Here is a 26,919-nt window from a genome sequence, read left to right on the forward strand (position 1 = left end):
ATAATAACCATTTAGGGAATAGCAGTATGTTTAAAAATACTATCGCATTAGCTTCTTTATTATTACTTTCATCAACTACTTTTGCAGCAAAAGATCCTGTCGTTGCAGTTGTTGATGGTGTTTCTATAACTAAAGCTGAACTTGAAAAAACTTATCACGAAAACTTAATGTTCATTTCAGATAAACTAGTTACTAAAGAGAAAGTTTTAAACGACTTAATTAATAGACAACTAGGCGTTAAGAGAGCATTTAAAGCGAAGTTAGATAAAGATCCAATAGTTAGAAAAAAAATGGAAGATATTATGTATCATGCCCAAATATCTAAAGATCTTGAACCACGATTAAAGAAAATTGTTGTTACTGAAACTGATGTAGATGCTTATTACAAAGATTACCCTGAATATAGAACTGCACATATTCTCTTTAGAGTTAGAACCAACCCTGAAGAAGAAGAAAACAAAGCGGCCCTAAATCAAGCTCTTAAAGTGTATAACACGCTAAAGAAAAAGCCTGAAGCATTCGCTGAACTTGCTAACAAATTCTCACAAAGCTCGACTGCTCCAAATGGGGGAGACATGGGGTTTCAACCAGCAATAAGACTAGCTCCAGAGTACTTTGCAGCAATCAAAGGTAAGAGCAACGACTTCATAACTCCACCTGTTAAGAGTCAATTTGGATATCACATAATAAAAGTTATGGGAGTTAAAAGTGTTAAGAGTATAAATAACGCACTTTATAAGAAGATTGTTTATGATAAGAAACGTGACGCAATTCTTGAAGGGTACTTTGCAGAGTTACGCGCTAAAGCAAATATAAAAATAAACAAACAATTGATTAAATAACTTGAATAATGCTCATTGTTAATCTATTTTTAAGTACTGAACAGTCAATGAAATGGATTAATAATGAAGCATCTAATACTCGCGCTTACTATTCTAAGCACAATAAACATACAAGCAAAATTACTTGATAAAACAGTCGCTATTTTTAACAGTACAGTTATTACTTTAAGCCAAGTTAAAAGAATTCAAGATAACTTACCAAGCCGTAAAAATATCTCTCCAATAATTTACCAAAGAACAAATCTGACTAAAGAAGAAATTGTAGATCTTATGATTGAAAGATTGATTATAAGAGAGAAGCTTAATGAAATTGGTTATGTTCGAAATGATGACCAAGTAGAATCAGAAATTCTTAGCATTGAAAAAAGACTAGGACTAAATAGAGAACAACTACTTTCCTTTCTTGAATCTAATAATATGAGTTTTGATGAATACTTCGAAATCATTAGAGAGACTATTGAGTTAAATATATTTAACGGAAGGATTGTAAGGCCGCTATTGTCTGTTACAGAGCAAGAAATTAAGAATCACTACTATAAGACATCTAATGATAAGACTCTAGCTTTTAAATATACATTGGTAGACTTCTCACTAGGTGAAGATAAAATGAAAAAGGGTATGCTTAAAAACTTCTCTAAAGTTCTTGAAAAATTTCAAGTTAATGGAATTCTACCTAAGAACTATGAATCAATCGAAACTAATGTACTAGGCGATATTACAGAAGATGGTCTTACAGACGCTTTAAAAAAGGCCTTAAAATCAACAGAAGAAGGGAAGTTTTCTACACCAGTAAAACTTGGAGACACTTACCATGTTTTCTTTGTAAAAAAGAAAGACCTTGTTGAATCACAATTATTCCTAAATGTTAAAGAAAGAATAAAAGGTGAGTTAATGAGCCTTCAGGCTGTAAGTGTAACTGAGCTGTGGTTTAAAAGAGAGCGCTCTAAACATTACATAAGAAACTATATTAAATAATGATATTTATTACTCAAGGGCATGAAAAAGCTGTAGGATTAGAAGTTTTTCTAAGATCTTTTGTTCTCTTAAGTAAGCAACATCAAAAAAGTATTACTCTTGTTTGCTGTAAAGACACTCTTATCAAGAATCTTAATCTTTTGAACTTCTCCTTTGAAATATCTGAGAAATTATTCTTATTTTGTAATTCCGCTTTAAAAATAATCGAATTTAAAAAAGATGAAATTTCTGAAAGTACTCGTTCTTTAGAAATTGCTTTAAGTAAAATTAAAAAGGGTGATATTCTATTAACGCTCCCGACTTCAAAAGATCAATTAATACTAGAAGGACAAAACTGCAAAGGTTATACAGAATTTCTTAGAAAGAGATTTTTAAATGAAAATCTATGCATGGTATTTAGGGCCTTTAACCACACTACATTATTAATCACGGATCATATTCCTTTAAGCCAAGTTCCTTCCACTGTTACTCGAGAGTTAATAGAATCAAAAGTAAATACATGTATTAACTATCTTGATAAATATTTTAACACTGTTGATGAAGTCATTATTTCAGGATTAAATCCTCACTGTGGAGAAAATGGTTTACTCGGTACTGAGGACTCTGTTATCGATGACGCTGTAAAAGAGTTGAATAAAAGTATTAAAGTAATAGGTCCTGTAAGTGGTGATACTCTTCATTTTCATAACAATATAAATATTAATCAACTAAAGGTTTATATATATCATGACCAAGGTCTCGCCCCATTTAAAAATCAATTTAAAACGATTGGATTAAATATAACCTTTGGATTACCCTTCATCAGAATGAGTGTAGATCACGGAACGGCCTTTGATTTATATGGAAGGGGAGTTGCTGACTTTTCGGGCTGCTACTATATGCTAAAAGAGGCCATAAAACTGGATAAGAAATGACTAATAAAAATATTGAAATATATAAGGCGAAAGTTCATAACCTAAAAGAAGTAAGTGTAAAAATTCCTAAAGACACTATAACAGTTATCACAGGACCTTCAGGTTCAGGAAAAAGCTCATTGGCCTTTGATACGATATATGTAGAAGGTCAAAGAAGATATATTGAAAGCTTATCAAGTTATGCACGGCAATTCTTAGGACAATATCAACCACCAGATGTTGAATCTATCACTGGGCTTTCGCCAGCAATTGCTATTGATCAAAAAACTAGTAGTAGAAATCCTAGATCCACAGTAGGAACGATCACAGAAATTTATGATTATATGAGAGTTCTATTCGCTAGAGCAGGAACACTATTTGACCCTGAAACAAATGTAGAAATTACAAGGTACACTCCAGCTCAGATTGTTAGAAAACTTCTAACATATCCGGAAAAAACTAAACTTCACATCATGGCGCCAATTCATGATGGAAAAAATGCTAACTTAAAGTCAGAAATTACAAAATTTCTTTCTATGGGATTTGTTAGAGCGAATCTAAATGGTGAGATTGTTCAGCTAGATGAAGATCACAAAGTAGCAAAATCAAAACATACTACTTTCGACATAGTTATTGATAGAGTTTTATTAAAAAAAGACATTGAAAAGAGACTTAACGACTCCGTAGAGCATGCTATTAAGCTAGGAAATGGAATTATTAAAGTTATGGTAGGTGATGATGAAATCATCACTTTTAGCGAAAAAAATATCTCTCCCAGTACAGGAGAAATTTTTCCAGACCTTGAACCAAGACTATTCTCATTCAATTCACCAATAGGTGCTTGTTCTAGCTGTAATGGACTCGGTCAAATGAAGAATTTCGACATGAATCTCATGGTAACAGATGAAAATATTTCAATACTTGATGGTGCTCTTAAACCTTTAAGCAAAAAGAATTCATTTCTATATAAAATGATTATCAGTATAGCAGAGAAGGAAAAAGTAGATCTTACTATTCCACTAAAAAAACTTCCTTCATCATTTAAGAAAATACTCTTCGATGGGAGTGATAAAATTTATAAATATAAGTTTTCATCAGAAAATTCTTATTATGAATTTTCAAAAGCATTTCCTGGTCTATCTGAATGGCTTGAGCGAAAGTACACTGAGACCGGCTCTGAAAAAGTAAAAAAAGAACTAGAAGAGTTCATGAATATTTGCAAGTGCAGCTCTTGTGATGGAAACAGACTTAATAAAGTTGCTCTCTCCACCAAAGTTGGCAAGTCAAATATAATGGAACTTTCTAAACTAGATATTCTATCTGCCTTTAATTATTTCAATAGTGTTAAATTAAAAGGTGAAAAAGAAATCATTGCAGGAAAACTTCTTAAAGAAATTACGAATCGTTTAAGCTTCCTCATCGACGTTGGTCTAGAGTACTTAACAATAGACAGAGGTGCAGCTACATTATCAGGAGGAGAAAGCCAACGTATAAGGCTAGCTACTCAAATAGGATCTGCTCTTTCAGGTGTTCTCTACGTATTAGATGAGCCTAGTATCGGACTTCATCAGCGTGATAATGATAGATTAATTGAAACCTTAAAGTCTCTAAGAGATCTAGGAAATACAGTACTCGTTGTAGAACATGATGAAGACACAATGAGAGAGGCCGACTATATTATCGATATGGGTCCAGGAGCAGGAGTACATGGTGGTACAATCGTGGCCGAAGGGGATATTAAAACCTTATTAAAAAATAAGAAATCCCTTACTGCTAAATATTTAAATGGTACGACCAAGATTGATATTCCTAAACAGAGAAAAAGCTTAACTGACTTTATTAAGCTTAAAAAAGCTTCTCATAATAATTTGAAAAATATTAGCTTAGAAATTCCTTTAGGAGGATTGGTATGCGTGACAGGAGTAAGCGGATCAGGAAAATCTAGCTTGATTCACGAAGTTCTAGTTCCTGCAATAAAGGCCAATATTTCTAAAACAAATAGAAATTTATATCGTAGAAGTAATTATCATTCAATTACAGGCTTTGATAAATTAAAGTCAATAATTGAATTAGACCAAAGTCCTATTGGACGAACTCCCAACTCTAACCCTGCAACGTATACTGGATTATTTGATGAAATTCGTGCCCTATACGCCAAGACTACTGAATCTCAGATTCGTGGATACAAGCAAGGTAGATTTAGCTTCAATGTAAAAGGGGGGCGTTGCGAAGAATGTGAAGGTAATGGTGTCAAGAAGATCGAAATGCATTTCTTACCTGACGTTTATATAACTTGTAGTGAATGCCACGGCTCTAGATACAACAACGAAACGCTTTCAATCTTGTATAAGGGAAAGAACATTGCAGATATCTTAAAAATGAGTATTGAAGATGCAAATGAGTTCTTTTCTAATCACAAGAAAATGAATCGTATCCTTAGCACTTTAAACTCCGTTGGCCTTGGTTACATGAAATTAGGCCAAGCAGCAACAACACTCTCTGGTGGTGAAGCGCAAAGACTAAAGCTATCTAAAGAGCTAGCAAAAATGACTAAAGGTCATTGCTTCTATGTTCTTGATGAACCAACAACAGGACTACACTTTCAAGATATAAAACTTCTACTTGATGCTGTTCACTCACTTGTTGAACAAGGCCATTCTGTTCTTATTATTGAACATAATCTTGATGTTATTAAAACGGCTGATTATGTGATTGATTTAGGACCAGAGGGTGGGGCCAAAGGTGGAGATATAGTCGCTATAGGTACGCCTGAAGAGGTTGCAAAAGTTAAGGGATCATATACAGGAAAGTATCTAAAGAGATATCTAAAATGAGTATTATAACTATCGAAGATAATTTAGACCAAAGAGTTAGTGAGTTTTTCTCCCTAAGAGATAAATCACTCAAAGAAAATGAACAAATAATTGTTGAAACAGAGAAAGTTATTCTCAAATTACTAAACTCTGACGTTAAAATTTATAAGATTTTTGCTTCAGATGAGTTTTATGAAAACTATTATGATCAATATAATCTTGCACGATATGAATGCTTTAGCGCTGATAAGAGTATTTTGCAATCTATTGTTGGTCACAACCTACATCATGGAGTCATGGCACTAGCACATAGGCCACAATTCACTAAACTTGAAGAGCTTGGATCTAAAGTTTTAATCTTCAATGGGCTAAGTTCTCCTGAAAATATTGGAACCATGATAAGAAACGCAGCTGCTTTCAATATAAATAGTGTCATTATAGATTCTAAAACATGCTCACCATATGTGAGACGGTGTATTAGAGTTTCAATGGGCAATATATTTAAAGTTAAAGTTCACAAAACAAATAACTTAAAAGAGACTATCGAATTACTAAGAAATACTAACTATACAGTTTATGCCACGGCCAACCAACAAGGTGCAATTGACTTACCTAATACGAAACTAGCCTCAAAAGGAGCAATCGTTATTGGTAGTGAAGGTCACGGCATGGATCCATCTATTATTGATTCTTGTGACCATATACTTCGAATCCCAATTAATGATGAAGTTGCCCATCTAAATGCAGCATGCTCCAGTGCAATTTTCCTTTATAATTTTGCACAATCTTAAGGTATAAAAATATTGTTTATTTAGAAAGGTTAACAAAGTTATAATTCAATTTGTGATATACTTCTTCTTTCTATATATGTACTAAAATAATTTTTTCTAAGGAAATCGTTAATGTTTGATTTAATTTCTAAAACTAAGATGACGCTAAAAGCTGATGTCTTATCAGGGCTAACTGTTGCACTTGCCCTTGTTCCTGAAGCTGTCGCCTTTTCATTCGTTGCAGGAGTAGATCCTCTTATCGGACTATATGCTGCTTTTATGGTCGGGCTAATTACTTCTATCTTTGGTGGAAGGCCGGGAATGATCTCCGGAGCAACTGGTGCTCTAGCTGTCGTTATGGTTTCTCTTGTTGCTAACCATGGAGTAGAATACTTATTTGCAACAGTAGTACTTATGGGAATTATACAGGTTCTAGCTGGTGCATTGAAGCTTGGTAAATTTGTAAGACTTATACCTCATTCAGTTATGCTTGGTTTTGTTAATGGTCTTGCGATTATTATTTTCCTTGCTCAACTATCGCAATTTAAAACAGTGGATGACGGAGGTCTTACGACATGGCTTCCTTCAGGAGATATGACAATTATGTTGGCGCTTGTGGCCTTAACAATGGCCATAATTCACTTTCTTCCTAAGCTTACAAAGGCCATCCCATCATCTCTAGCTGCAATCGTTGTTGTTACTGGAATCGTAAAATTTGGTGGATTAGATACAAGAACTGTAGTTGATATGGCCTCTGTTGGTGGAGGATTTCCTTCATTTCATATTCCATCAGTTCCATTTAATTTAGAGACATTAAATATAATCTTTCCTTACGCAGCAATTCTAGCAGCAATCGGTCTTATAGAATCACTTATGACACTGCAACTTGTTGACGAGATAACAGAAACAAGAGGACGAGCAAATAGAGAGTGCTTTGGACAAGGTTTGGCAAATATCGTAACTGGATTCTTCGGTGGAATGGGTGGTTGCGCAATGATTGGTCAATCAATGATCAATGTCAATTCTGGTGGTCGCGGGAGAGCTTCTGGTATCTCAGCAGCCTTGTTTCTACTATTTTTCATCGTTGCAGGATCAGCATTAATTGAAATGATTCCACTTGCTGCTCTAGTAGGTGTTATGTTCATGGTTGTGCTTGGAACTTTTGAGTGGTCTAGCTTTAGAGTTATTAGAAAAATTCCTAAAATGGACGCATTTGTTATTATTCTTGTATCAACAGTCACGGTCTTTACAGATTTAGCAATAGCTGTTTTTTGCGGGGTTATCGTTTCTGCGCTTGCCTTTGCCTGGGAAAAGTCAGAGCAAATAAAATCGGAAGAGAATATCGATGAAAATGGTGTTAAACACTACTTTCTTAATGGCCCACTCTTTTTTGGATCTGTTGAAAGTTTTAAAGAGCTATTTAACCCTAAAGAAGATCCTCAAAGAATACACATTGATTTTTCAGCGTCTAGAGTATGTGATTACTCAAGTATAGAAGTTATAAATAATATAGTTGAAAAATATAAGGCCCAAGGAAAAGAGGTTTATATCACAAACCTAAGTCCGGATTGTGCCAGTGTTATAGAAAAAGCTGGCAATGTGTTTGAAGCTAAAACAATCTAAAAAAGTAAGCCTCCTTAATACGGAGGCTTTTTTAATTAATCTAACTTAGAAAGTAAGCTGGCCATCTCAATTGCAGACATTCCTGCATCCCAGCCTTTATTTCCGGCCTTAGTTCCAGCTCTTTCAATTGCTTGTTCTATTGTATCAGTCGTAATAACACCGAAAATAACAGGTACGTTAGTGTCTAAAGAAATCTTAGAAACTCCTTTCGCTACCTCAGAACATACAAAGTCAAAATGTGGAGTAGAGCCTCTTATTACAGCTCCAAGACAGATAACAGCATCATACTTTTTAGACTCAGCTAGCTTCTTCGCAACTAAGCTAATTTCGAATGCTCCAGGAACCCATGCAACGTCGATATCATTCTCATTGGCTTGATGCCTTTGAAGACAATCAATTGCGCCACCTACAAGCTTACTCGTAATAAATTCATTAAATCTAGCAGAAACGATCGCGAATTTCTTTCCTTCTGCAGATAATTGACCTTCAATTAAATTGGCCATAGAGCTCTCCTAATTAAGAGAATCAAATAAATGATTCATTCTATCTTTTTTTGTTTTCAAATAATTTATATTCGTTGAATTTGCTAAAGTTTCAATTGGATGTCTATTAACAAACTCAAAGTTAGCATCTTCTAAAGAAGAAACTTTTAAAGGATTATTTGTTAGCAGTTCAACTTTCTCAACACCAAGATCTTTAAGAATCTCAACAGCAACATCATAAGACCTTAAATCATCACCAAAGCCTAAGGCCCTATTAGCATCTACTGTATCTAGACCCTGGTCTTGCAGAGTATATGCCTTAATTTTATTTGGAAGACCAATTCCTCTTCCTTCTTGTCTTAAGTATATTAAAACCCCGTTTCCAGACTTCTCCATAAGCTTCATTGAAGACTCTAACTGCTCACCGCAATCACATCTAAGTGAGCCAAAGATATCTCCTGTAAAGCATTCAGAATGCATACGAACAAGAGTAGGGGATTGAGAATCAACATCTCCCTTTACAATTGCAACATGATGCTCATTTGATCCTTCAACTTCATACATATGAAGTTGAAATGTCCCAAATTTATTTGGAAAATCAATCGACGAAGTTCTAATTACATTTTTTTTTTCATTTTTTATTCTATAGGCAACTAAATCTTTAATCGTTATAAATTTTAGATCATGCTCAGTTGCTATCTTATACAAGTCGTCCGTTCTTGCCATAGTTCCATCATCATTCATGATTTCACAAATAACACCTGCCGCAGAACAACCAGCAAGTACTGATAAATCAATTGCTGCCTCTGTATGTCCATTGCGAACTAGAACTCCACCGTCTTTAGCTATTAAAGGAAAAATATGACCAGGTCTTATAAAATCAGAAGGCTTTGTCTTTAAATCTGTAAGAGCAAGAGTAGTTAATGACCGATCTTCACACGAGATTCCTGTTCCGCCATTATCTAAATCAATTGATACAGTAAAGGCAGTCTGTTTAGCACAATTAGACTTTGTAACCATTAGATCAAGCTCTAATTCATTAGCTCTAGCTTGAGTAATCGGAGTACAGATCAAACCACGTCCATACTTTGCCATAAAGTTAATGGCCTCTGGAGTTGCTTTATCTGCCGCCATAATAAAGTCACCTTCATTTTCACGATCTTCATCATCAATCACGATAACCATTTTACCGTGTTTAATATCTTCAATTGCTTCTTCTATGTTATTAAACATTTAAAAACCTTTTGACCTAATCCACTCTTCAGTAAGAGTGGGTGAGCTATTTGTATGATTTTGCTTATAAAAAAGCAAGTTTTCCACATATTTGCCTAAGATATCCACTTCGATATTTACAGCACTTCCAACTGTACGATTACGAAGAACAGTATTACTCCAAGTATGTGGAATTATGGAGACCATAAACGCTGATCCTTCTTTATCGACATCACTTACTGTTAGCGAGATACCATCAATTGTTATGGAGCCTTCTTTAACGATATATTTCATTTGTTGTGGTGATACTTTGAGTTTAACTTGATAGTTTTCACCCTTAGAATCAATTCTAATTATTTTGGCAACATCATTCACATGACCTTGAACTAAGTGACCGCCGAGTCTATCTTTCAACTGAAGAGCGAGCTCTAAATTAACTTCGTCACCGGACTTTAAACTTCCAAGAGTTGTTTTTTCAAGAGAGACATGGACTGTTTGAACATGAAAGCAATTGTCTTTTATCTTAACTGCCGTCTGACAAGCTCCATTTATTGCAACAGAATCGTCAATTCCAATTTCAGGAAGAAGAACTTTAGATTGTACTACTATTTCAACACCTTCTTGATTAGGATAAACTGCCTTTATAATTCCAATCTCTTTAACTAGTCCTGTAAACATGATTTCTCCGAACTATTATAAGCGTGAATGAGAACTTGATTATCAATACTTTCAACATAAGTTTTCTCAAAGCTTATGGCATCTTTCATTTCAGTAAGATCATCGTTTTCATAATATGAAATACCGTTGCCAATTATCTTAGGACATACAAAAAAACTAATTTTGTCATATTGTTTCTGATCTATAAAAGAAGTGATTACTCCCTTTCCACCCTCAACTAAAATAGAAGTTATTTTTAGACCTGCAAGCTTTTCTAAGAGTTGATTTAAGTCGATAGAACCATTATTTTTTTCGATAAATATAACTTTAAGCTTCTTTTGTAAAACCTGCTCAATCTGTGAATCAGAGGCATTATTATAGCTTTCTACAGAAGTCACAATTATGGTCCTATGGGACCACTCATCCGAAAAAAGATTGAACGATAAGTCCATATTCTCAATAGAACCCATTACAATACGATAAGGGACTTTACCTTTTGCATCGACTCCCATTCTAATATTTAAAACTGGATTATCTTTTGATAAAGTATTTCTACCTACTAAAACAGCATCATATTTTAAACGCCACTCATGAACTACTTTTCTTGCTAAATCATTACTAATCCATTTTGAATCACCGCTATCAGTTGCAATTTTACCGTCCAACGTTTGAGCTAATTTAATATGAACAAATGGTTTACCTGTTTGTATAAATTTAAAAAATGCTTCGTTAAGCTCCCTTCCTTCTTCTTCAAGAATTCCAGTAAGAACTTCAATACCTGCATCTCTCAAAATTTTAACACCATTGCCGGCAACCAAAGGGTTTGGATCAAGGTTAGAGATGATTACTCTTTTAATTTTATTTTTTATAATTACATTAACGCAAGGAGGAGTTTGTTTGTTTGTGTGACAACAAGGTTCTAAATTACAATATAAAGTCGCCCCCTCTAGACTTTCTTTTGAGTTAGAAATAGCATTTGGTTCAGCATGAGGACCTCCATAAACTTCATGAAATCCTTCACCCAAAATAATATTATCTTTAACGATCACAGAGCCAACTAAAGGATTAGGGCTTACAGAACCAAGACCTTTTTTTGCGAGGGAAAAGCACCTTCTAATATATTGTTTGTGAGTATTAGTATCCATAGGTGCGATATATAACATATTCACAGCTCTTTCGGGTACTTATAGTCTTTTTTTCATATAAACAAAAATTCTAACTATAAGATTTTATAAAAGTAGTCTAAAATTAAGTTTTTCACAATTAGGCACTATGAAAATATTGATAATCCCACTTTATCTCGCTATCTCCTTTCTCATACCTTGGGAAAGATTCTCAATTCATGAGGGTTTTTCAAGTAGTATATTCTTTGATATTGGATTTATTTTATTTATTTCTAAGTATTTAGATATAGGCTATTCCTATAAACTTAAAATAAACCGCAATGACTTAACCTCACTAATAAGTACTACCTTTCTGGCAGTCGGATCTTTGTTAATTTTTAAGCAGTTAGATATTGTAAATCCCTTTAATTACATAAGCTTACTATTTCTTAATTTGGTCATCATTGGACCAATTCTAGAAGAGTTTGTGTTTCGAGGCATATTTAATAAGATTATACCTAGTAAAATCGGTAAGTTAAAACATCTTCTTTCTGGCTTAATTTTTAGTTTTGGACATTCTTTTTCTATATTCTATGCTCCAAAAGAGTGGATGCAATTCTTCTATCTTCAATTACTCTACACTTTAATACTTGGAATTATTTGTTCAGTAACTTTTGAAAGCAATAAGAACATTACTAAAGCTATAATATTACATATTATTTTTAATCTTCTATTCTATGTGGCGACAGTATCAAAAATTGTTTAAATTATTGACGGCCATTGAAACATATTCAATTTACAACATGGATTTATAGCAAAGGGTTATATTTATCTCATAAATCAATTAATCGGGAGATAATTATGAAACTACTAAAATCATTAATTCTTTTTTCATTACTAATTTCAAGCTCGATGTCTCAAGCTAAAAGCCCTCATGATTCAGATAATTCATACATTGATACTGAAATCACGCACGGAAAAATATTGGCAGCTGAATATAATCATCTATCAAGAGAAATCAGCAGACTTGAAGCAAAGTTAAATAGAGCTCTTACAGCTCTTCCAGACCATTTAGAAATCAATGAAGGTCGTATTGTTGCTCTCATATCTAATGAAGTTGAAAGAGAGTTAGAAGTACTAAAAAAAGAAATTGAACAACTTAGCTATAATTCTAGCTCAAACTCGTTATATAAGAAAATTGAAGAAATTGAAAAAGATATCGATATGATCTAGGCCATTTTCGGCATAAAAAAAGCCACTCATTCGAGTGGCTTCATAAAATCTTGTTTTAGATCTTATCTAATTATCCTACTAGGAATACAGAGATAAGAGTAAAGATAACAAGTGATTCCATAAGTGCAAGAGCAAGAATCATTGGAGTTTGAATCTTGTCAGCAGCAGATGGGTTTCTTGCGATACCTTCTAGAGCTACGGAAGCAGCGTTAGACTGAGCAGCTGTACCACCAAAAGCAGCGATAGCCATTGCGAAGAAGTAAGCTAGATACTTAACAGATTGAGTATCCATTCCACCTTCTGCACCAAATGCTTTCCAAGTGAATAATAATGGGATTGCTACTGCGAAACCTAATACGATATTTCTCATTTTTTTCTCCTAAAACTCGGCGTCTCTCCACCGAGGAAATTGTTTTGGCTATACTCTTTTAGTGGTGCTCAGCATGATCGTGATGAGCAGTCGCTAAACTAATATAAACCATTGATAGCATTGTAAAAACATAAGCCTGGATAAAACAAACTAATAAACCAAGAAGATAGAATGGAATCGCTCCACCTAGCCATGCGATTTTAAATCCCATAACTTCTAGATTTAAGAATGTTGTTAGAACTTTGTGGTCACCCATCATGTTACCATTAAGACGTAGCGCTAATGAAACTGGACGAATACAAGTTGATAAGATTTCAATTGGAAAAATTAGCACTGCCATATACCAAAGAGGTCCTGCAAAGTGCTTTAAATAATTAATTGTTCCTAATTCTTTACACCCTTTTGCATTAAAATAGATGAACGAAAAACATCCTAAAGCTAGAGTAGTTGATAGGTGCTCTGTAGGAGGTAAGAAACCTGGAATCAAGCCAATTATATTTGAAGCAAAAATTAGAATAAAGATCGTAGCAACAAATTTAAAGTAAACTGGTGCATCTTTAGTTCCTAAAACTGCATTACACTGGCTGTAGATAAACTTTCCATAAGCTTCTACAATATTTCTAAAAGTAATACCTTTATCAGGAATAACCGGATTAGTAACAGCTGAAATTTTCATTCTATATAAAAAGCCTGCAGCTGTTAGAAGAATACCAATTAAAACGAATGTTACAACATGCCAAGGATAGTGAGTATGAAGCGCTTCTTGAGCAGCTCCAAGCCAAGTGAAACCACCTGCAGCAAGAGTATTAGTAGAAAGTAATAATGTAATTAAAGCTATATTTTTTTTCATTTTCTATCTCGACCTTTAGTCTTAATGCTAAAAGTTAATATAAATATTTGAATGACATAATTTATCACAGGTATAATTATCCTATTTCCCATAATCTGTCGACCAATAAGTAGCGATATAATGAGAATCGTTAACTTTCCTAAGAATAAATACATTATTTTATCTTTAACATTTTGAATATGACCGTCTGTTATTTGGCTTTCAATTAATTCGAAAACTGCTTCAGCAAGCATGCCCAAGTGCGTCACAGTTGCAACATAAACAAGTAATATTGCAAAAATGTCTTCAACGTTTCTTGCAAATAGCAAAAACAGAGCCGTTGTAGATAATGACATCAGAAAAAATTTCTTATGATTTATTTTTGTTTTTAAAAGCATAGTAGACCATCAAATATATCGTGTTACAGATGATGGCCAGAAAAATAATAATTCCCCAGGTTTTGGAGATGTAATTATTATCCACCAGAATTTTCATAATCCATGCTGAAGCTAATATTGTAGAAGGGAAGCTCAGTGCTAATCCAGTAACTTGAAGCCATTTTTTATCCCACATTATCTTTTCCTAGACACACGTCGTTGATAAATAGAGTTCAGCCTATTTTGAACAACTTCTGTATTAGGATAATCACCCAGAATTGAGTAATAGAGATTATAGGCCTGCTTTAATTTTTCCATAGACTCATAAGCATTAGCCATTAAAAACTTTGTTTGAACTAGTTTAGACTTTCTAGTTTCTCTTTTTAGGTATTCCGTCCAATTATTTATTGCTTCTTGATTATTTTTTTTCTGAAAGTTAAGAAGTCCTATTTGAAAAAAAGAATCTACATAGTGTTTATGCCCTTTACTTTCTTGAATACTCATTAGTTCTTTTAAGGCCAGATCATATCTATTAGATTTTAAATAAGTCTCTGCTAATCGAAATTGGTAAAAATCATATCGCTCAAGTCTTGGCGTAAAGTTAATTAATAACTTATAACTTTTCTCGCTAAGCATATAATCTTTTAGATAGGTAAATGAGATTTCACCAATACGTTCTTCAGATTTAACTAACCATATAGGTGATTCAGTTAAGGTTTTAATCTCAGTATAATGAGGCAGTGCCTTTCTGTTTTGCCCTAAGTTTATCGAAAATAGTTCACCCAATTGATAATTAACCTTCACCTTAATATCATTAGGTGGATTATTTTTTAAAATTTCTTGGTATTGGGAAATTGCTTTTTGATATTGTTGGTTTTTAATATACCCCTGAGCTTCAAGAATTTTCTTATGAAGCCTTGGAGTAAAATCGCAAGATATAAAAAAGGCGCTGATAAAAATCAGCGCCAAAATTTTATTCTTCGCTTGTTGTTTCGATTGAATCATCTTCATCCGGTTCGATAATTTTCTCTACAGAAACTACTGATTCACCTTCTTTAAGTTTTATGATCCTTACACCTTGAGTAGCTCTACCCATAAGAGAAATACCAGAAATCTTAGTTCTAACTACTTGTCCTTTATCAGTAATAACCATTAAATCATCTTTATCAGATACTGGTTTAATTTGTTTAATCTCGCCATTCTTTTCAGTCAATCTCATGGCAAGAATACCTTTACCACCACGAGTCTGCTTACGATATTGGCTTGCTGCAGTTCTCTTTCCATAACCATTTTCAGTTATAGATAAAATCTCAACTGTATCGTCGATAAGTTCCATACCGATAATTTTCTCATCGTCACCAATATTTATTCCTTTAACACCTTGAGAAACTCTACCCATTGGTCGAGCATCACTTTCGTCAAAACGAATTATTTTACCTGAAGTAGAACACAGAAGAACATCTTTAGAACCCTCAAGAACTCTTACGTTACATAAAGAATCACCATCTTGAATCTTAATAGCTCTTAATCCTGATTGCTTAACATTCTTATATTCATCAAGAGATGTCTTTTTAACCAATCCATTCTCAGTTGCAAAAATAAGATACTTCCCATCTCTTTGATCTTCCGGTGGAATACAAATAATTTCTTTTATTTTCTCTCCAGCAGGAACTTGAATTAAATTAACAATATTTCTACCTTTTGCAGTTCTTGTACCTTCTGGAACCTGATAAACCTTCTTAGAGAATACAGTTCCTCTATTAGTGAAGAAGAGTAGAGTAGAGTGAGTATTAGCAGTAAAAATATCAGTAAAGAAATCTTCATCAGAGTTTGAACCTTTAACACCCTTACCACCTCTTTTCTGAGTACGATAAGTATCCATTGTCATTCTCTTAATATATCCCTTATGAGTTATTGTAACTAATACATCCTCATTCTTAACGAGATCTTCTAATTGGATTTCATCTGCCTTAGCAACTATATCAGTTCTTCTTTCATCACCGTAGTTTTCAATTATTTCTTGGAATTCATCTTTAATAATTCCTCTAATTAAATCTTCACTCGCAAGAATCCCTTCTAAGCGAGTTATCTCTTTCATAATCGCTTCATAATCAGCGATAATTTTATCTCTTTCAAGACCAGTAAGACGTTGTAGCCTCATATCTAGGATCGCTTGAGACTGTATATCACTTAACGAGAAAGTTGAGATAAGTTTTGCTTTAGCATCAGCTGGACCTTCAGACTTTTTAACTATTTCTACAACTTGATCTATATTTTCAACAGCAACCTTAAGACCTTCTAAAATATGAGCTCTTTCTTTTGCTTTCTTTAATTCATAAACTGTTCTTCTTATAACAACTTCACGCCTATGATCAATAAAACACTCAAGCATTTCTTTTAAGTTCATCACTTTAGGAGAACCATTAGAAATTGATAAGAATATAATACCAAATGTCACTTGAAGCTGCGTGGCCTTAAATAGCCTATTAACTATTACAGAAGAAATCTCTCCCTTCTTAACATCAATAACAACTCTAATACCTTCTCTTGAAGACTCATCTCTAATATCAGAAATACCTTCAATATCTTTGTTATTTACAAGTTCAGCAATCTTCTCGATTAATCTAGCTTTGTTAACCTGATATGGAATTTCTGTAATAACGATTCTTTCACGTTCTTGCTTACCATAAACTTCTACATCAACTTTTGCTCTAATCTGTAATTTGCCTCTACCAGTGTGGTAAGCAGACTTAATCCCTTCAGTACCGTGAATTGATCCATAAGTAGGAAAGTCCGGTCCCTTTATATGAACCATTAGATCAGCAATACTCATATCTCTGTTATCAATAAACTCAACTAAAGCCGACATAACTTCTGTTAAATTATGTGGTGGAATATTTGTTGCCATACCAACAGCGATACCCGAAGAACCATTTACAAGAAGAGTAGGTATCTTTGTTGGGAAAACTTTTGGCTCTTTTAAAGAGTCATCATAGTTTGGTTGCCAATCAACAGTATCTTTATCGAGATCTTTAAGCATTTCTTCCGAAAGCTTCTTCATTCTAATTTCTGTATACCTCATGGCCGCGGCTGCATCACCATCAATTGAACCAAAGTTTCCCTGACCATCAACTAGAACATATCTCATTGAAAAGTCCTGCGCCATACGAACTAAAGTATTATAAACAGCAGAATCACCATGCGGGTGATACTTACCAATAACGTCACCAACAACACGGGCAGATTTCATATATGGTTTGTTATGGTAATTATTTAGAGAGTGCATAGCATATAATGCTCTTCTATGAACTGGCTTTAAACCATCTCTTACATCAGGCAACGCTCTACCTACAATTACTGACATAGCGTAATCTAGATAACAGCTTTTCATTTCATCTTGAATTGCTATTGGTGCAATATTACCGTGATTTATATTTCCACCTTCAGGTGTATTATTTTCATCTGACATAAACTAATCCTATACGTCTAAGTTTCTAACGTTTAATGCATTATCTTCAACAAACTGTCTTCTTGGCTCAACATTGTCACCCATAAGTACAGAGAAAACCTGATCTGCTTCAATAGTATCTTCAATCTTAACTTGTAAGAGAGTTCTATTTTCAGGATTCATTGTTGTTTCCCATAGTTGTTCAGGGTTCATTTCTCCTAGACCCTTATAACGTTGGATATATGCACCTTGCTTACCATCTTGAATAATATGTTCAGCAAACTCATCTAAAGAATCAAACTGCTTAAGACCAGTTTTTTCTTTTTCAATAGACATTTTTGTATTGAAGTAACTCTTCATACCATCGTAACTATTTAATAAGTCAGCATACTCGGGAGACTCTAAGAAATAAGTATTCAATTTAAACTTCTTAGTCCTTCCTGTTGTTTTAACAACAATATTAATATTACTAGATTGGTGTTCAACATCTTCAGAGATTGAAAATGAATATGTTTTCAACGACTCAGTTTCAATTGACTTAAAGTAATCAGAAAGAGCATCTAATTGTTTTTGTAGCTCTACTTTGTCTTTTAAAGAATTTGCATCAATTTGAGTTTTTTGAACAATTTGCTTTAATAGAGAAGAATCAAAGTGAGCATCATAACTAGCTAAAGTTCTTTTATAATTTCTATACTTATTCACAAGTACTCGAGCTTCATCTGTTGATAACTCTTTATCACCATTCATAATTTTTGCATCACTTAATGCAGAAGTTACAAGAAATGATTCTAACTCTTTTTCATCTTTTAAATATCTCTCAGATCTACCTTTTTTATATTTATATAATGGTGGCTGAGCAATATAGATATAACCGTTCTCAATCAGTTCAGGGAATTGTCTATATAAAAGAGTTAATATAAGTGTTCTAATGTGAGATCCATCGACGTCGGCATCGGTCATAATTACAATTTTATGATATCTTAATTTCTTTATATCAAATTGTTCTTTTCCAACTCCCGTTCCCATTGCCTGAATAATCATCTTAATTTCGTTATTAGCTAGCATTTTATCGTAACGAGCTTTTTCAACGTTTAAGATCTTACCTTTTAATGGAAGTACAGCTTGAGTTTTTCTATCTCGACCTTGTTTGGCAGAACCACCGGCCGAGTCACCTTCCACAATATAAATTTCTGAACGTGCTGGATCTTTTTCTTGGCAATCGGCCATTTTACCAGGTAAACCAGAAACAACTAGCGCTGATTTTCTTCTAGTTAAATCTCTTGCTTTTCTTGCGGCTTCTCTTGCAGCAGCAGCATCAACTGACTTTTTAATAATTGTTTTTGCTAGACTTGGATTTTCTTCTAAGTAAGCTTTTAACTGTTCACCAACTAGTGAGTTTACAATCCCTTCAACCTCAGAGTTTCCAAGCTTGTCTTTTGTCTGCCCTTCAAATTGAAGTTCTGGAAGTTTTATAGAGATGATCGCTGTGATCCCTTCTCTCATATCATCACCAGTTAAATTAGCTTTAAGACCCTTTAAAAGATTATTATCTTTTGCATATGAGTTAAGCACTCTCGTAATGGCAGTTTTAAAACCTGAAATATGTGTTCCACCACCTGGTGTACAAATAGCATTAGCATACCCAGAGAGTATTTCAGAATATGAGTCAGTCCATTGCATAGCAACTTCAACTTCATAGTCTTCACGTGTTTGAGAAAACGCAATAACTTTCTTATGAACTGGTGACTTGGCTCTATTTAAATATGTAACGAATTCAGCAATACCACCCTCGTAACAGAAATTTTCTTTCTTATCATTTCTTTCATCTTTAATAGAAATACTTAGACCTTTATTTAAAAAAGCCATCTCTCTAAATCTATTAGCAAGAGTGTCGTAGTTAAACTCATGAACTTCAAAAATTTCATTATCTGGTTTAAATGTTACTGCAGTACCAGTTGCTTTAGGATTTTCTAAATTTCCTTTAACATGAAGAGACTCAACAACATCTCCTCTTTCAAACTTAACAGCATGTAATTTACCATGCTTCTTAATTTCAACTTTTACCCATTTAGAAAGTGCATTTACAACTGCAGCACCTACACCGTGAAGACCACCTGAAACTTTATAAGCCCCACCTTCCTCATTAAATTTTCCACCAGCATGTAGTTTTGTATAAACTAACTCGGCTGCTGAACAACCTTCAGTAGGGTGCATATCTGTAGGAATACCTCTACCGTCATCTATGACTGTAACTGAATTATCCACATGAATTATAACTTTAATTTCGCTACAGTAACCAGCTAGGGCTTCATCCACTGCATTATCAACGATTTCATATACGCAGTGGTGTAATCCTCTAAAAGACGTATCACCGATATACATACCTGGACGCTTTCTGACGGCTTCTAATCCTTCAAGGACCTTAATCTGATCAGCATCGTACTTCTCGCCAACTTTTGAGATTGATGTATTTTCTGTTTCCAAAGGGACTCCTATAATTCCATTTATAAGTCTATTTCAAATTCGTAATCGAACCGGATTGGACGTAAATTTTATTTGCGCCATTAATGCGCTCTAACTCTTCTTTAAACTTCTCATTTGCTGTGGTTATCAGAACCTGAAATGAGCTCCTTTCTAAATACTCAACAAGTCTTTGCCATCGACAGCGATCTAGCTCGCCTGAGACATCGTCAATTAGTACAATAGGAAAGGACATGAATTTATACCTAAAAAGCTCTATATAGGCAAATAAGAGGCTCAAATAGCTCATTTTTTGTTGACCTAAAGAACAATATTCAAACGAATTTAAACCATCAAAAAGAAGCACATAGTCATCCTTATGAATACCGTATGTTGTATGGCCTACAATTTCATCTTTTTGAATTCTTGATTGCAACATGTCAAAAATGTCATTTTCATCTAATCCTATAACTCTTGTATCAAGTGTTATTTTTAATAGATGGTCTTCACTGAAAATATCTTTAAAAGTTTGTGTACAGTAATTTTCTATTTCATTTAAAAACTTTATTCTCAACTGAGTTAAAATATATGAGTTCTTAGCAAGCTCTCGATCAATCGCTGTTATTTGTTCCCTATATTGAGAAGGTTTCTTACTTAAAAGTGAATTTCTAAATCTCAAGGAAGCGGTATATCTACTTAAAGTTTTTTTATACATAGGATCTAATATAGAAATATGTTGATCCATCCACTGTCTTCTGAAGCTTGATGTATTATGAAAAGCATATGAGTCGAAGGGGTTAATAAAGACTAATTTAATATCAATCTTTTTTTTCATCGGCTGACCATCTACAAACCAATTTGTATTATTAACGTCCATTTTCCCAGATACACTCATTGGGATATTTTCTTCATCTAAAAATACAGATGAAAATATTATCTCTGGTTGTTCACAATCAATACCGAGATATTGTGGAAAACTAGTATTTTTACGAAATGATTTTCTTGTAGATAATACATGAAGTGCTTCAAGGATATTGGTTTTGCCGTTTCCATTTTCCCCTAGAATACAATTTATTCCAGGATTAAAGCTAATTATGTCTGGTTGCAGGTTTCTAAAGTTTGTAACCTGCAACTTTGAAATTTTAAATGAATGCATTAAAGCTTAAGAGGCATAATGATTCCTAAATAATTAGGAAGCGTATTAGACTTAATAATTACAGGACTTAATTCATTATTTAACTCAAGAGAGATTTCACCTTCATCAAATGATTGTAAAGTATCAATTAAGTACTTTGCATTGAATCCAATTTCCATTTCCTTACCATTGTAATCAACGGCCATTGTTTCCATCGCATCACCAAGTGAAGGGTGATTTGCTGTTATAGTCATTATTTGATCTGCTAGCTTAACTCTAACTCCATTAGATTTTTCATTAGACATAATTTTTATTCGTCTAATAGCATCAAAGAAAGAGTTTCTATCAGTAGTCATTGTATAAGTTGTTTTATTAGGAATCACTGCTTGATATTTAGGGTATTCTCTTGCAATAAGTCTGATTGAAAGAAAGTATTCATCTTTTGCGTTAATATATAAAAATGTATCGTCTACAGAAATTTCTACATCAATCTCTGGATATGTTTCTGAAACTTTTTTAATTTCAAAAATTCCCTTACGTGGAATAATAATACCATTTACTAGAGTTTCATTATTAGATTCTACTAGGTCTGTTTCTAGTAGTGATAATCTATGTCCATCTGTAGCAACAGCTCTTAGTTTAGAATCAATTTCTTGTAGGTAGATACCATTTAAATATAATCTAGTTTCGTCATTGAGTACTGCATAAGAAGTTTTATTTATTATATTTGCTAGTTGTTCACTTGATAGTTTGAACTTATTCACTTCTTGGTTGAAAACTAGGTGAGGGAAGTCATCTGGCTTGTAGATTAAAAGTGAATAGTGAATATCTCCACAATTTAATTTTAATGTATTCGTATCTTCATCAAGTGATAAAGTAATTTCTGTACCAGGTAATTCTTTTAGAATATCAAATATATTTTTAGCATTTACACAAAATCTACCAGGGTTATCCACTTGTGCTTTAACTACTACCTTTGCAGATACTTCTAGATCTGTAGCTGAAATATTTAATTGACCATTGTTAGCTTCGATTAAAGTGTAAGTTAAAATTGGTCTTGAGTTTCTTTTATCGACTACTGATAAAACTTTATTCAAGCATGATTTAAAATCTTCTGTGTGTAGTGTGATTTTCATATTCGATTTCCTAATAAATTCTTTTCACTTTTTTATCGCTATTGATTTAGTTAATCAATGGAGTTCTTTGAACTTTCTTCTTTATATATATATTTCTTTATTAATTATTATATATATATACAGTGTGGATAAGTGTGTAAGTAACTATTCTTCAATGTTTACCAGTATTAAGCTTATTTCTAAAATATGAGTAAGCTTGGATAACTATTTTTTAACGCAATCCTTAGTTCGGATATTATTTTTTTACTCAATATTTACTTAACTTTATAAATACTAGTTAACATAGTTATCAACGGCCATAAAATTTGTTTGTTCATATATGCGTAAAAATATCATTTGGCCATTCATCTACTCACATTTAATTCACATGTTGATAACTTTCTTATTCACTTATTAATTTTTGTGAATCTGTTTTATCCACGGCCGTTAATAAGTTTTTTTCTATCTCTAAACACCTTCTATTACTTATATTTTCATTCACACTAGCACTTTAGTTTCTTGTTAATAATTAAATTGGGCCGTGAGTTATTGATAGAATGTATAGTTATTAACAATAGTATGTGGATAAATATTTGTTGAATAGTCATTTATTCATGGCCTATTGTTAATAACTTCCTAGGGCCGTGAGTAAAGTGAACGCAGAAATCCAAGAATGCATTCAATGCACTCTCGGATATGAACTTTAAATAGATCTTATAAACAGTTTTCTATTGTGATTAGATCTCTGGACAATGATACGTCAGTCAGTAGTTTTTCTCTTATAGTTCTCTCGGCATGTACCACTGAACTATGGTCTCGACCGCCGTAAAACTTACCAATTTCATCTTGAGTTGCATTTACTATTTTTCTAGATAAATACATTGCTACAAATCTAGCATTAACTATATCTTTTGTTCTAGCCTTCGACTTAAGGTCCGGCACTGGTATTTTAAAATGAAGAGAAGTAGCTTTAGCAATAATATCTAGCGTAACTTTTCTTTCAACATCTTCAGCACTAAGGCCAAGAATATCTTTAACCATTTCAGTGTCTACTTCTACATTCATAACATCAGCATAAGCAGACAGCTTCACAAGTGAGCCTTCAAGTTCTCTAATATTAGTTTTGATTGAGTGAGCGATTAAGGTCAAAATATCATCTTGAAGATATAAATCTAATTCAAATGCTTTTCTTTTTAGGATAGCTATTCTTGTTTCTAGATCTGGCTTTTGGATATCTACAACTAATCCCCATTGAAGACGAGTCTTAATTCTCTCTTCAATCCCATCAATTTCATCAGGAGATTTGTCTGAAGTAAAAATTAATTGCTTACCATTTCTATAAAGCTCATTAAAAACATGGAAAAACTCATCTTGAGTACCCGTCTTATTTTTTAACTCATGAATATCATCAATCATTAATACATCAATTTTCTTGGTAAACTTCTCTTGGAATGCGTCTACAGTCTTGGTTTTAACTGACTCAATATACTCTTTCATGAAATCTCTAGCAGTTGTGAGATAGACTATATATTGTGGAAAATTTTCTTTTATACCGTTGGCAACAGCGTAAAGAAGGTGTGTCTTTCCAAGTCCCGAGTTTGAGTGCATATATAAAGACGGGTATTTACCCTTATCTCCTGGTGTTTTGGATATAGCGATAGCAGCTGCATTTGCTAGATTATTGGAAGGTCCAACAATAAAATTGTCAAAAGTTTTAGTAGAATCAATATTCATTCCAGGATCACTCATGTGTTGAATGTACTGGCTTTCAACTTTAGATAATTTATCGTCACGTGTAGGAGAGAGGTCAAGTGTGAACGATGCACGAGCTTGCTGTTTAGAGTTATCCTCTAAAGTTTCTGCTTTGGTATTTGGTTCAGCTACATTGACGATTACTTCATATTCTTTTCCGAGAAGGCCACTTATTGCAGATTTGACTTCGTTGAGGCAGTGCGTCTCGACCATAATCTTTATAAGAGGATTCGTAACGTTAAATACAATAGAATCCATAGTGATGTTTGATAGCTGAAAGACATCTGTAAAATAGGCATTGTATTTTTCAGGAGTTAGCTGGTCTTTAAGCGTATCAAGTAGAGTGTCACCAATAGTTTTAAGTTCAGCTTCGGAGAAAATACTAGTTTCTGCTTTAGCTTTTGGTAAATTAACTTCAGGTTTAATGTCCTGTAAGCTATTGTTACTACTAAAAATATCGGTTGGATTTTTAGTGTTCTGAGTATTTAAAAAGTGGTCAAAGGGAAAGTCTTGACTCATATTCTCTAATCTCCGTGTGTAGTAATCATTTATGCTGTGTGGGCAAAAATTTGTAGCATGGCCCAATAACTTTTCAAATAACTTTTATCATTTTTTTTCGCAGGGCCAAAAAAAATAAATATTTTCATTATTTTGCAAAGGGCCATTGACCTTTTTAAGTCCGTTGTGTAAACGTAGTCTTTCGAATTATATAGTTAAATGTTACAACAGATAAAGGTGGAGCTATGAGCAAGAGAACTTGGCAACCAAAAAGAAAGAAAAGACTTAGAGTACACGGATTCTTAAAAAGAATGGCTACTGCTGGTGGTAAGAATATTATCAACGCAAGAAGAGCTAAAGGTAGAAAGAGACTTACAGTTTCTACTGGTAAAAAATAAGTTAATCTATGGCCGATAATCATTTCGATAAGTCCTATCGTTTATTATCGGCACAAGATTTTTCATATCTTAGGCGCGGATCTAAGCAGATAAAGACTAAGTGGATAATGGCCTATTATCGACCTTCTAGACTTAAAGCAAAATCTAATCATACACGTATCGGATACTCTATAACTAAGAAAGTAGGGAAGGCTCATACTCGCAATAGATTCAAGCGAATAATGAGAGACATGTTTCGTACTTCTGACTGTAAACACAAGGCAATTGATATCATTGTTATTGTTTCTCCTTTTTTAACAAAAAAAATTGAGTCACAAGAAAAACAAGAGAAACTTTTGCGAGAATCCTTCGAACAATTACTTTTAAGTATTTAACATCTAAAACTTTCCTACCTATATGCAATGTGGTATTTACTGCAAACTAATTTGAAATTAATTTCGAGGAATCATATATGACTGATGATCACAAACGTACTTTTTTAGCTGTAGTACTATCTGGTTTAGTACTTTTTGGGTGGCAAACTTATTTTGCTCCTCAACAACCAATAGTTGAGCAAGATGCAAAAGAGCAAATTGCTGCAAGTGTTAATAGGGTAGAGCAAGCTAAAGGGCCTGCTAAAGATTCTGTTAAAGTTAGTGATGCCCAAGATATTCCAGCAGCACCTGTTTCGGCTGATGTTAAGAAGATCACTTTAGAAAATAATGGCTATCTCGTTGAGATGACTTCTGATTTATCTATAGTTGGTTTTACAAATCCTACTGTAGCATATGATTTCTTCGCTACTGTTGGTCACGAAAAACCTTTTGCTATCGAAATTTATAATGGCGCTGGTTACTCTCAGTTAAACTTCTCTATTAATCAAATTTCTCCTGCTCATATTCAAGGTTCTAATTCTAAGTTAGGTTTAAATATTGATTTTAAATTAGATGATCTTGGTAAAATTACTTATAAGTTAAACTCAGCTACACCATATAAATATAGAGTTAAGTTTAGGGCCACTACAAGAGAAGAAGAGAATAGACAGATTAGACACTTCTCATATTACACGCAAGACTTAGATTCGATGACTGTTGCTGATAGTTCTGAAGATGATGGTAAGGCTAGATGGGTAGGAATTGATTTTAATTTTCACTTGTTTGCTTTAACTTTTTCAACTCCACAGGCTTCACGTTTTAATGCAAATGAAGCAGGAGACTTTAATACAACTCTTGTTAATGAACTTCAAAGTCTTGAAGGTTCAATAGTTTTTACTAAGAAAAATTATGACCATTTATCTAAGCTTGGAAATTTATTAAATCAATCAATTGATTTTGGTATTTTTAGTATTTTAGCAGTGCCTCTATTACGTGGTCTTCAGTTTATTCAAACTTATGTTCATAACTATGGTCTTGCTATTATTTTGCTTACTTTAGTTATCAGATCTATCATGTTTCCTCTTCAGTTTAAGTCTTTTAAGTCGATGAAGAAGATGCAAAAAATTCAACCAGAACTTACTAAACTAAAAGAAAAATACAAAGACGATCCACAAAGAATGCAAAAAGAAACTATGGCTGCATTTAAAAAGGCAGGCGCAAACCCTTTAGGTGGCTGTCTTCCATTAATTGCACAGATGCCAATCTTTTTTGCATTTTACCAAGTTCTTTATAATGCTGAGGAATTTGTAGGTTCACCATTTCTAGGATGGATTACAGATCTTTCTGTTAAGGATCCTATGTATGTATTGCCAATACTAATGGCAATTGCAATGTTCTTTCAAACTAAACTTAATCCTTCACCTACGGCGGATCCAACTCAGAAAAAAGTTATGATGTTAATGCCTCTAGTTTTTGGTTTCATTATGAAAGACCTTCCTGCAGGTTTAAACTTATATATGTTTACATCAACTATTTACGGAGTTGGTCAACAGCTTCTAGTTTATAAACTGTCTGACTAGT

The 26,919-nt window shown here is 33.4% G+C and carries 24 protein-coding genes; 11 read left to right on the top strand and 13 right to left on the bottom strand.

What is annotated here, in order from left to right; genetic code table 11:
* Positions 1-26 precede the first annotated feature (26 nt).
* The 6 genes from DPQ89_RS03970 to DPQ89_RS03995 all read left to right on the top strand — a co-directional run bounded on the left by DPQ89_RS03970 (position 27) and on the right by DPQ89_RS03995 (position 7,916).
* Entirely contained in the window at positions 27-842 is an 816-nt protein-coding gene (locus DPQ89_RS03970) for a peptidylprolyl isomerase (protein WP_164848250.1), read from the top strand.
* A 63-nt stretch (positions 843-905) separates the two neighbouring features.
* Entirely contained in the window at positions 906-1,817 is a 912-nt protein-coding gene (locus DPQ89_RS03975) for a hypothetical protein (protein WP_127715433.1), read from the top strand.
* Positions 1,817-2,731 carry a PdxA family protein gene (locus DPQ89_RS03980; RefSeq protein ID WP_127715435.1) on the top strand — a complete coding sequence of 305 codons (915 nt, stop codon included), beginning with the start codon at positions 1,817-1,819 and terminating at the stop codon, positions 2,729-2,731. The genes DPQ89_RS03975 and DPQ89_RS03980 overlap by 1 nt, the downstream gene beginning before the upstream one ends.
* The gene (gene uvrA / locus DPQ89_RS03985; RefSeq protein WP_127715437.1) at positions 2,728-5,544 is read left to right on the top strand and encodes an excinuclease ABC subunit UvrA; all 2,817 of its coding nucleotides are present in this window, start codon (positions 2,728-2,730) and stop codon (positions 5,542-5,544) included. Before DPQ89_RS03980 ends, uvrA begins: the two co-directional genes overlap by 4 nt.
* A complete protein-coding gene (locus DPQ89_RS03990) occupies positions 5,541-6,314 on the top strand; it encodes an RNA methyltransferase (RefSeq protein WP_127715439.1) in 774 nt (257 codons plus the stop codon). The genes uvrA and DPQ89_RS03990 overlap by 4 nt, the downstream gene beginning before the upstream one ends.
* A 111-nt stretch (positions 6,315-6,425) precedes the next feature.
* Positions 6,426-7,916: a SulP family inorganic anion transporter gene (locus DPQ89_RS03995; RefSeq protein WP_127715441.1), complete on the top strand. Its 1,491-nt coding sequence runs from the start codon at positions 6,426-6,428 to the stop codon at positions 7,914-7,916.
* A 35-nt stretch (positions 7,917-7,951) separates the two neighbouring features.
* Here the strand turns inward: DPQ89_RS03995 and ribE are convergent, their stop codons facing one another.
* Genes ribE through ribD form a run of 4 tightly spaced genes read right to left on the bottom strand, consistent with a single transcriptional unit; the run spans position 7,952 to position 11,430 of the window.
* On the bottom strand, positions 7,952-8,419 hold the full coding sequence (ribE, locus tag DPQ89_RS04000; RefSeq protein WP_127715443.1) for a 6,7-dimethyl-8-ribityllumazine synthase: 468 nt from the start codon (positions 8,417-8,419) through the stop codon (positions 7,952-7,954).
* Positions 8,420-8,428: 9 nt separating this feature from the next.
* Positions 8,429-9,631 carry a 3,4-dihydroxy-2-butanone-4-phosphate synthase gene (gene ribB / locus DPQ89_RS04005; RefSeq protein ID WP_127715445.1) on the bottom strand — a complete coding sequence of 401 codons (1,203 nt, stop codon included), beginning with the start codon at positions 9,629-9,631 and terminating at the stop codon, positions 8,429-8,431.
* Positions 9,632-10,288 (bottom strand): riboflavin synthase, encoded by a 657-nt coding sequence (locus DPQ89_RS04010; protein WP_127715447.1) that lies wholly within the window; start codon positions 10,286-10,288, stop codon positions 9,632-9,634.
* Positions 10,273-11,430 carry a bifunctional diaminohydroxyphosphoribosylaminopyrimidine deaminase/5-amino-6-(5-phosphoribosylamino)uracil reductase RibD gene (ribD, locus tag DPQ89_RS04015; protein WP_127715449.1) on the bottom strand — a complete coding sequence of 386 codons (1,158 nt, stop codon included), beginning with the start codon at positions 11,428-11,430 and terminating at the stop codon, positions 10,273-10,275. The genes DPQ89_RS04010 and ribD overlap by 16 nt, the downstream gene beginning before the upstream one ends.
* 109 nt (positions 11,431-11,539) lie before the next feature.
* On the opposite strand from ribD, the gene DPQ89_RS04020 reads away from it, so the two are divergent.
* The gene (locus DPQ89_RS04020) at positions 11,540-12,136 is read left to right on the top strand and encodes a CPBP family intramembrane glutamic endopeptidase (RefSeq protein ID WP_127715451.1); all 597 of its coding nucleotides are present in this window, start codon (positions 11,540-11,542) and stop codon (positions 12,134-12,136) included.
* A gap of 95 nt (positions 12,137-12,231) precedes the next feature.
* The gene (locus DPQ89_RS04025) at positions 12,232-12,603 is read left to right on the top strand and encodes a hypothetical protein (RefSeq protein WP_127715453.1); all 372 of its coding nucleotides are present in this window, start codon (positions 12,232-12,234) and stop codon (positions 12,601-12,603) included.
* 70 nt (positions 12,604-12,673) lie between these two features.
* Here DPQ89_RS04025 and DPQ89_RS04030 read toward each other — a convergent pair whose 3' ends face one another.
* From DPQ89_RS04030 to dnaA, 9 genes are all read right to left on the bottom strand, one after another.
* On the bottom strand, positions 12,674-12,973 hold the full coding sequence (locus DPQ89_RS04030; RefSeq protein WP_127715455.1) for an ATP synthase F0 subunit C: 300 nt from the start codon (positions 12,971-12,973) through the stop codon (positions 12,674-12,676).
* 58 nt (positions 12,974-13,031) lie between these two features.
* Entirely contained in the window at positions 13,032-13,823 is a 792-nt protein-coding gene (gene atpB / locus DPQ89_RS04035) for a F0F1 ATP synthase subunit A (protein ID WP_127715457.1), read from the bottom strand.
* Positions 13,820-14,200 carry a hypothetical protein gene (locus DPQ89_RS04040; RefSeq protein ID WP_127715459.1) on the bottom strand — a complete coding sequence of 127 codons (381 nt, stop codon included), beginning with the start codon at positions 14,198-14,200 and terminating at the stop codon, positions 13,820-13,822. Before DPQ89_RS04040 ends, atpB begins: the two co-directional genes overlap by 4 nt.
* A gap of 174 nt (positions 14,201-14,374) precedes the next feature.
* Positions 14,375-15,184, bottom strand: coding sequence for a lipopolysaccharide assembly protein LapB (locus tag DPQ89_RS04045; protein ID WP_127715462.1), 810 nt, complete (start codon positions 15,182-15,184; stop codon positions 14,375-14,377).
* Positions 15,153-17,648 carry a DNA gyrase subunit A gene (gene gyrA, locus DPQ89_RS04050; RefSeq protein WP_127715464.1) on the bottom strand — a complete coding sequence of 832 codons (2,496 nt, stop codon included), beginning with the start codon at positions 17,646-17,648 and terminating at the stop codon, positions 15,153-15,155. Before gyrA ends, DPQ89_RS04045 begins: the two co-directional genes overlap by 32 nt.
* Positions 17,649-17,657: 9 nt before the next feature.
* A complete protein-coding gene (gene gyrB, locus DPQ89_RS04055) occupies positions 17,658-20,111 on the bottom strand; it encodes a DNA topoisomerase (ATP-hydrolyzing) subunit B (RefSeq protein WP_127715466.1) in 2,454 nt (817 codons plus the stop codon).
* A gap of 28 nt (positions 20,112-20,139) precedes the next feature.
* Positions 20,140-21,243: a DNA replication/repair protein RecF gene (locus DPQ89_RS04060; protein WP_127715468.1), complete on the bottom strand. Its 1,104-nt coding sequence runs from the start codon at positions 21,241-21,243 to the stop codon at positions 20,140-20,142.
* Positions 21,243-22,358 carry a DNA polymerase III subunit beta gene (dnaN, locus tag DPQ89_RS04065; RefSeq protein WP_127715470.1) on the bottom strand — a complete coding sequence of 372 codons (1,116 nt, stop codon included), beginning with the start codon at positions 22,356-22,358 and terminating at the stop codon, positions 21,243-21,245. The genes DPQ89_RS04060 and dnaN overlap by 1 nt, the downstream gene beginning before the upstream one ends.
* A gap of 693 nt (positions 22,359-23,051) precedes the next feature.
* Positions 23,052-24,608 carry a chromosomal replication initiator protein DnaA gene (gene dnaA / locus DPQ89_RS04070; RefSeq protein WP_127715472.1) on the bottom strand — a complete coding sequence of 519 codons (1,557 nt, stop codon included), beginning with the start codon at positions 24,606-24,608 and terminating at the stop codon, positions 23,052-23,054.
* 224 nt (positions 24,609-24,832) lie between these two features.
* Here dnaA and rpmH point away from each other — a divergent pair, with 224 nt between their 5' ends.
* The 3 genes from rpmH (at position 24,833) to yidC (ending at position 26,918) form a co-directional block, all read left to right on the top strand.
* The gene (gene rpmH, locus DPQ89_RS04075) at positions 24,833-24,985 is read left to right on the top strand and encodes a 50S ribosomal protein L34 (protein WP_127715474.1); all 153 of its coding nucleotides are present in this window, start codon (positions 24,833-24,835) and stop codon (positions 24,983-24,985) included.
* Positions 24,986-24,993: 8 nt separating this feature from the next.
* Positions 24,994-25,359 carry a ribonuclease P protein component gene (gene rnpA / locus DPQ89_RS04080; RefSeq protein ID WP_127715476.1) on the top strand — a complete coding sequence of 122 codons (366 nt, stop codon included), beginning with the start codon at positions 24,994-24,996 and terminating at the stop codon, positions 25,357-25,359.
* A gap of 77 nt (positions 25,360-25,436) precedes the next feature.
* Positions 25,437-26,918 (top strand): membrane protein insertase YidC, encoded by a 1,482-nt coding sequence (gene yidC / locus DPQ89_RS04085; RefSeq protein WP_127715478.1) that lies wholly within the window; start codon positions 25,437-25,439, stop codon positions 26,916-26,918.
* The last annotated feature ends 1 nt before the right edge of the window (position 26,919 follow it).

The organism is Halobacteriovorax sp. HLS (assembly GCF_004006665.1).
In the GTDB taxonomy this organism is placed as follows: Bacteria; Bdellovibrionota; Bacteriovoracia; order Bacteriovoracales; family Bacteriovoracaceae; genus Halobacteriovorax.

Coding starts and splice junctions, on each gene's coding strand:
- DPQ89_RS03975 (WP_127715433.1), top strand. CDS start 906: ATGAAGCATCTAATACTCGCGCTTACTATTCTAAGCACAATAAACATA.
- rpmH (WP_127715474.1), top strand. CDS start 24,833: ATGAGCAAGAGAACTTGGCAACCAAAAAGAAAGAAAAGACTTAGAGTA.
- rnpA (WP_127715476.1), top strand. CDS start 24,994: ATGGCCGATAATCATTTCGATAAGTCCTATCGTTTATTATCGGCACAA.
- DPQ89_RS03970 (WP_164848250.1), top strand. CDS start 27: ATGTTTAAAAATACTATCGCATTAGCTTCTTTATTATTACTTTCATCA.
- DPQ89_RS04010 (WP_127715447.1), bottom strand. CDS start 10,288: ATGTTTACAGGACTAGTTAAAGAGATTGGAATTATAAAGGCAGTTTAT.
- uvrA (WP_127715437.1), top strand. CDS start 2,728: ATGACTAATAAAAATATTGAAATATATAAGGCGAAAGTTCATAACCTA.
- DPQ89_RS04025 (WP_127715453.1), top strand. CDS start 12,232: ATGAAACTACTAAAATCATTAATTCTTTTTTCATTACTAATTTCAAGC.
- DPQ89_RS03990 (WP_127715439.1), top strand. CDS start 5,541: ATGAGTATTATAACTATCGAAGATAATTTAGACCAAAGAGTTAGTGAG.
- dnaN (WP_127715470.1), bottom strand. CDS start 22,358: ATGAAAATCACACTACACACAGAAGATTTTAAATCATGCTTGAATAAA.
- atpB (WP_127715457.1), bottom strand. CDS start 13,823: ATGAAAAAAAATATAGCTTTAATTACATTATTACTTTCTACTAATACT.
- DPQ89_RS04040 (WP_127715459.1), bottom strand. CDS start 14,200: ATGCTTTTAAAAACAAAAATAAATCATAAGAAATTTTTTCTGATGTCA.
- dnaA (WP_127715472.1), bottom strand. CDS start 24,608: ATGAGTCAAGACTTTCCCTTTGACCACTTTTTAAATACTCAGAACACT.
- gyrA (WP_127715464.1), bottom strand. CDS start 17,648: ATGTCAGATGAAAATAATACACCTGAAGGTGGAAATATAAATCACGGT.
- yidC (WP_127715478.1), top strand. CDS start 25,437: ATGACTGATGATCACAAACGTACTTTTTTAGCTGTAGTACTATCTGGT.
- DPQ89_RS03980 (WP_127715435.1), top strand. CDS start 1,817: ATGATATTTATTACTCAAGGGCATGAAAAAGCTGTAGGATTAGAAGTT.
- DPQ89_RS04060 (WP_127715468.1), bottom strand. CDS start 21,243: ATGCATTCATTTAAAATTTCAAAGTTGCAGGTTACAAACTTTAGAAAC.
- DPQ89_RS04045 (WP_127715462.1), bottom strand. CDS start 15,184: ATGATTCAATCGAAACAACAAGCGAAGAATAAAATTTTGGCGCTGATT.
- DPQ89_RS04020 (WP_127715451.1), top strand. CDS start 11,540: ATGAAAATATTGATAATCCCACTTTATCTCGCTATCTCCTTTCTCATA.
- DPQ89_RS03995 (WP_127715441.1), top strand. CDS start 6,426: ATGTTTGATTTAATTTCTAAAACTAAGATGACGCTAAAAGCTGATGTC.
- ribB (WP_127715445.1), bottom strand. CDS start 9,631: ATGTTTAATAACATAGAAGAAGCAATTGAAGATATTAAACACGGTAAA.
- ribE (WP_127715443.1), bottom strand. CDS start 8,419: ATGGCCAATTTAATTGAAGGTCAATTATCTGCAGAAGGAAAGAAATTC.
- ribD (WP_127715449.1), bottom strand. CDS start 11,430: ATGTTATATATCGCACCTATGGATACTAATACTCACAAACAATATATT.
- DPQ89_RS04030 (WP_127715455.1), bottom strand. CDS start 12,973: ATGAGAAATATCGTATTAGGTTTCGCAGTAGCAATCCCATTATTATTC.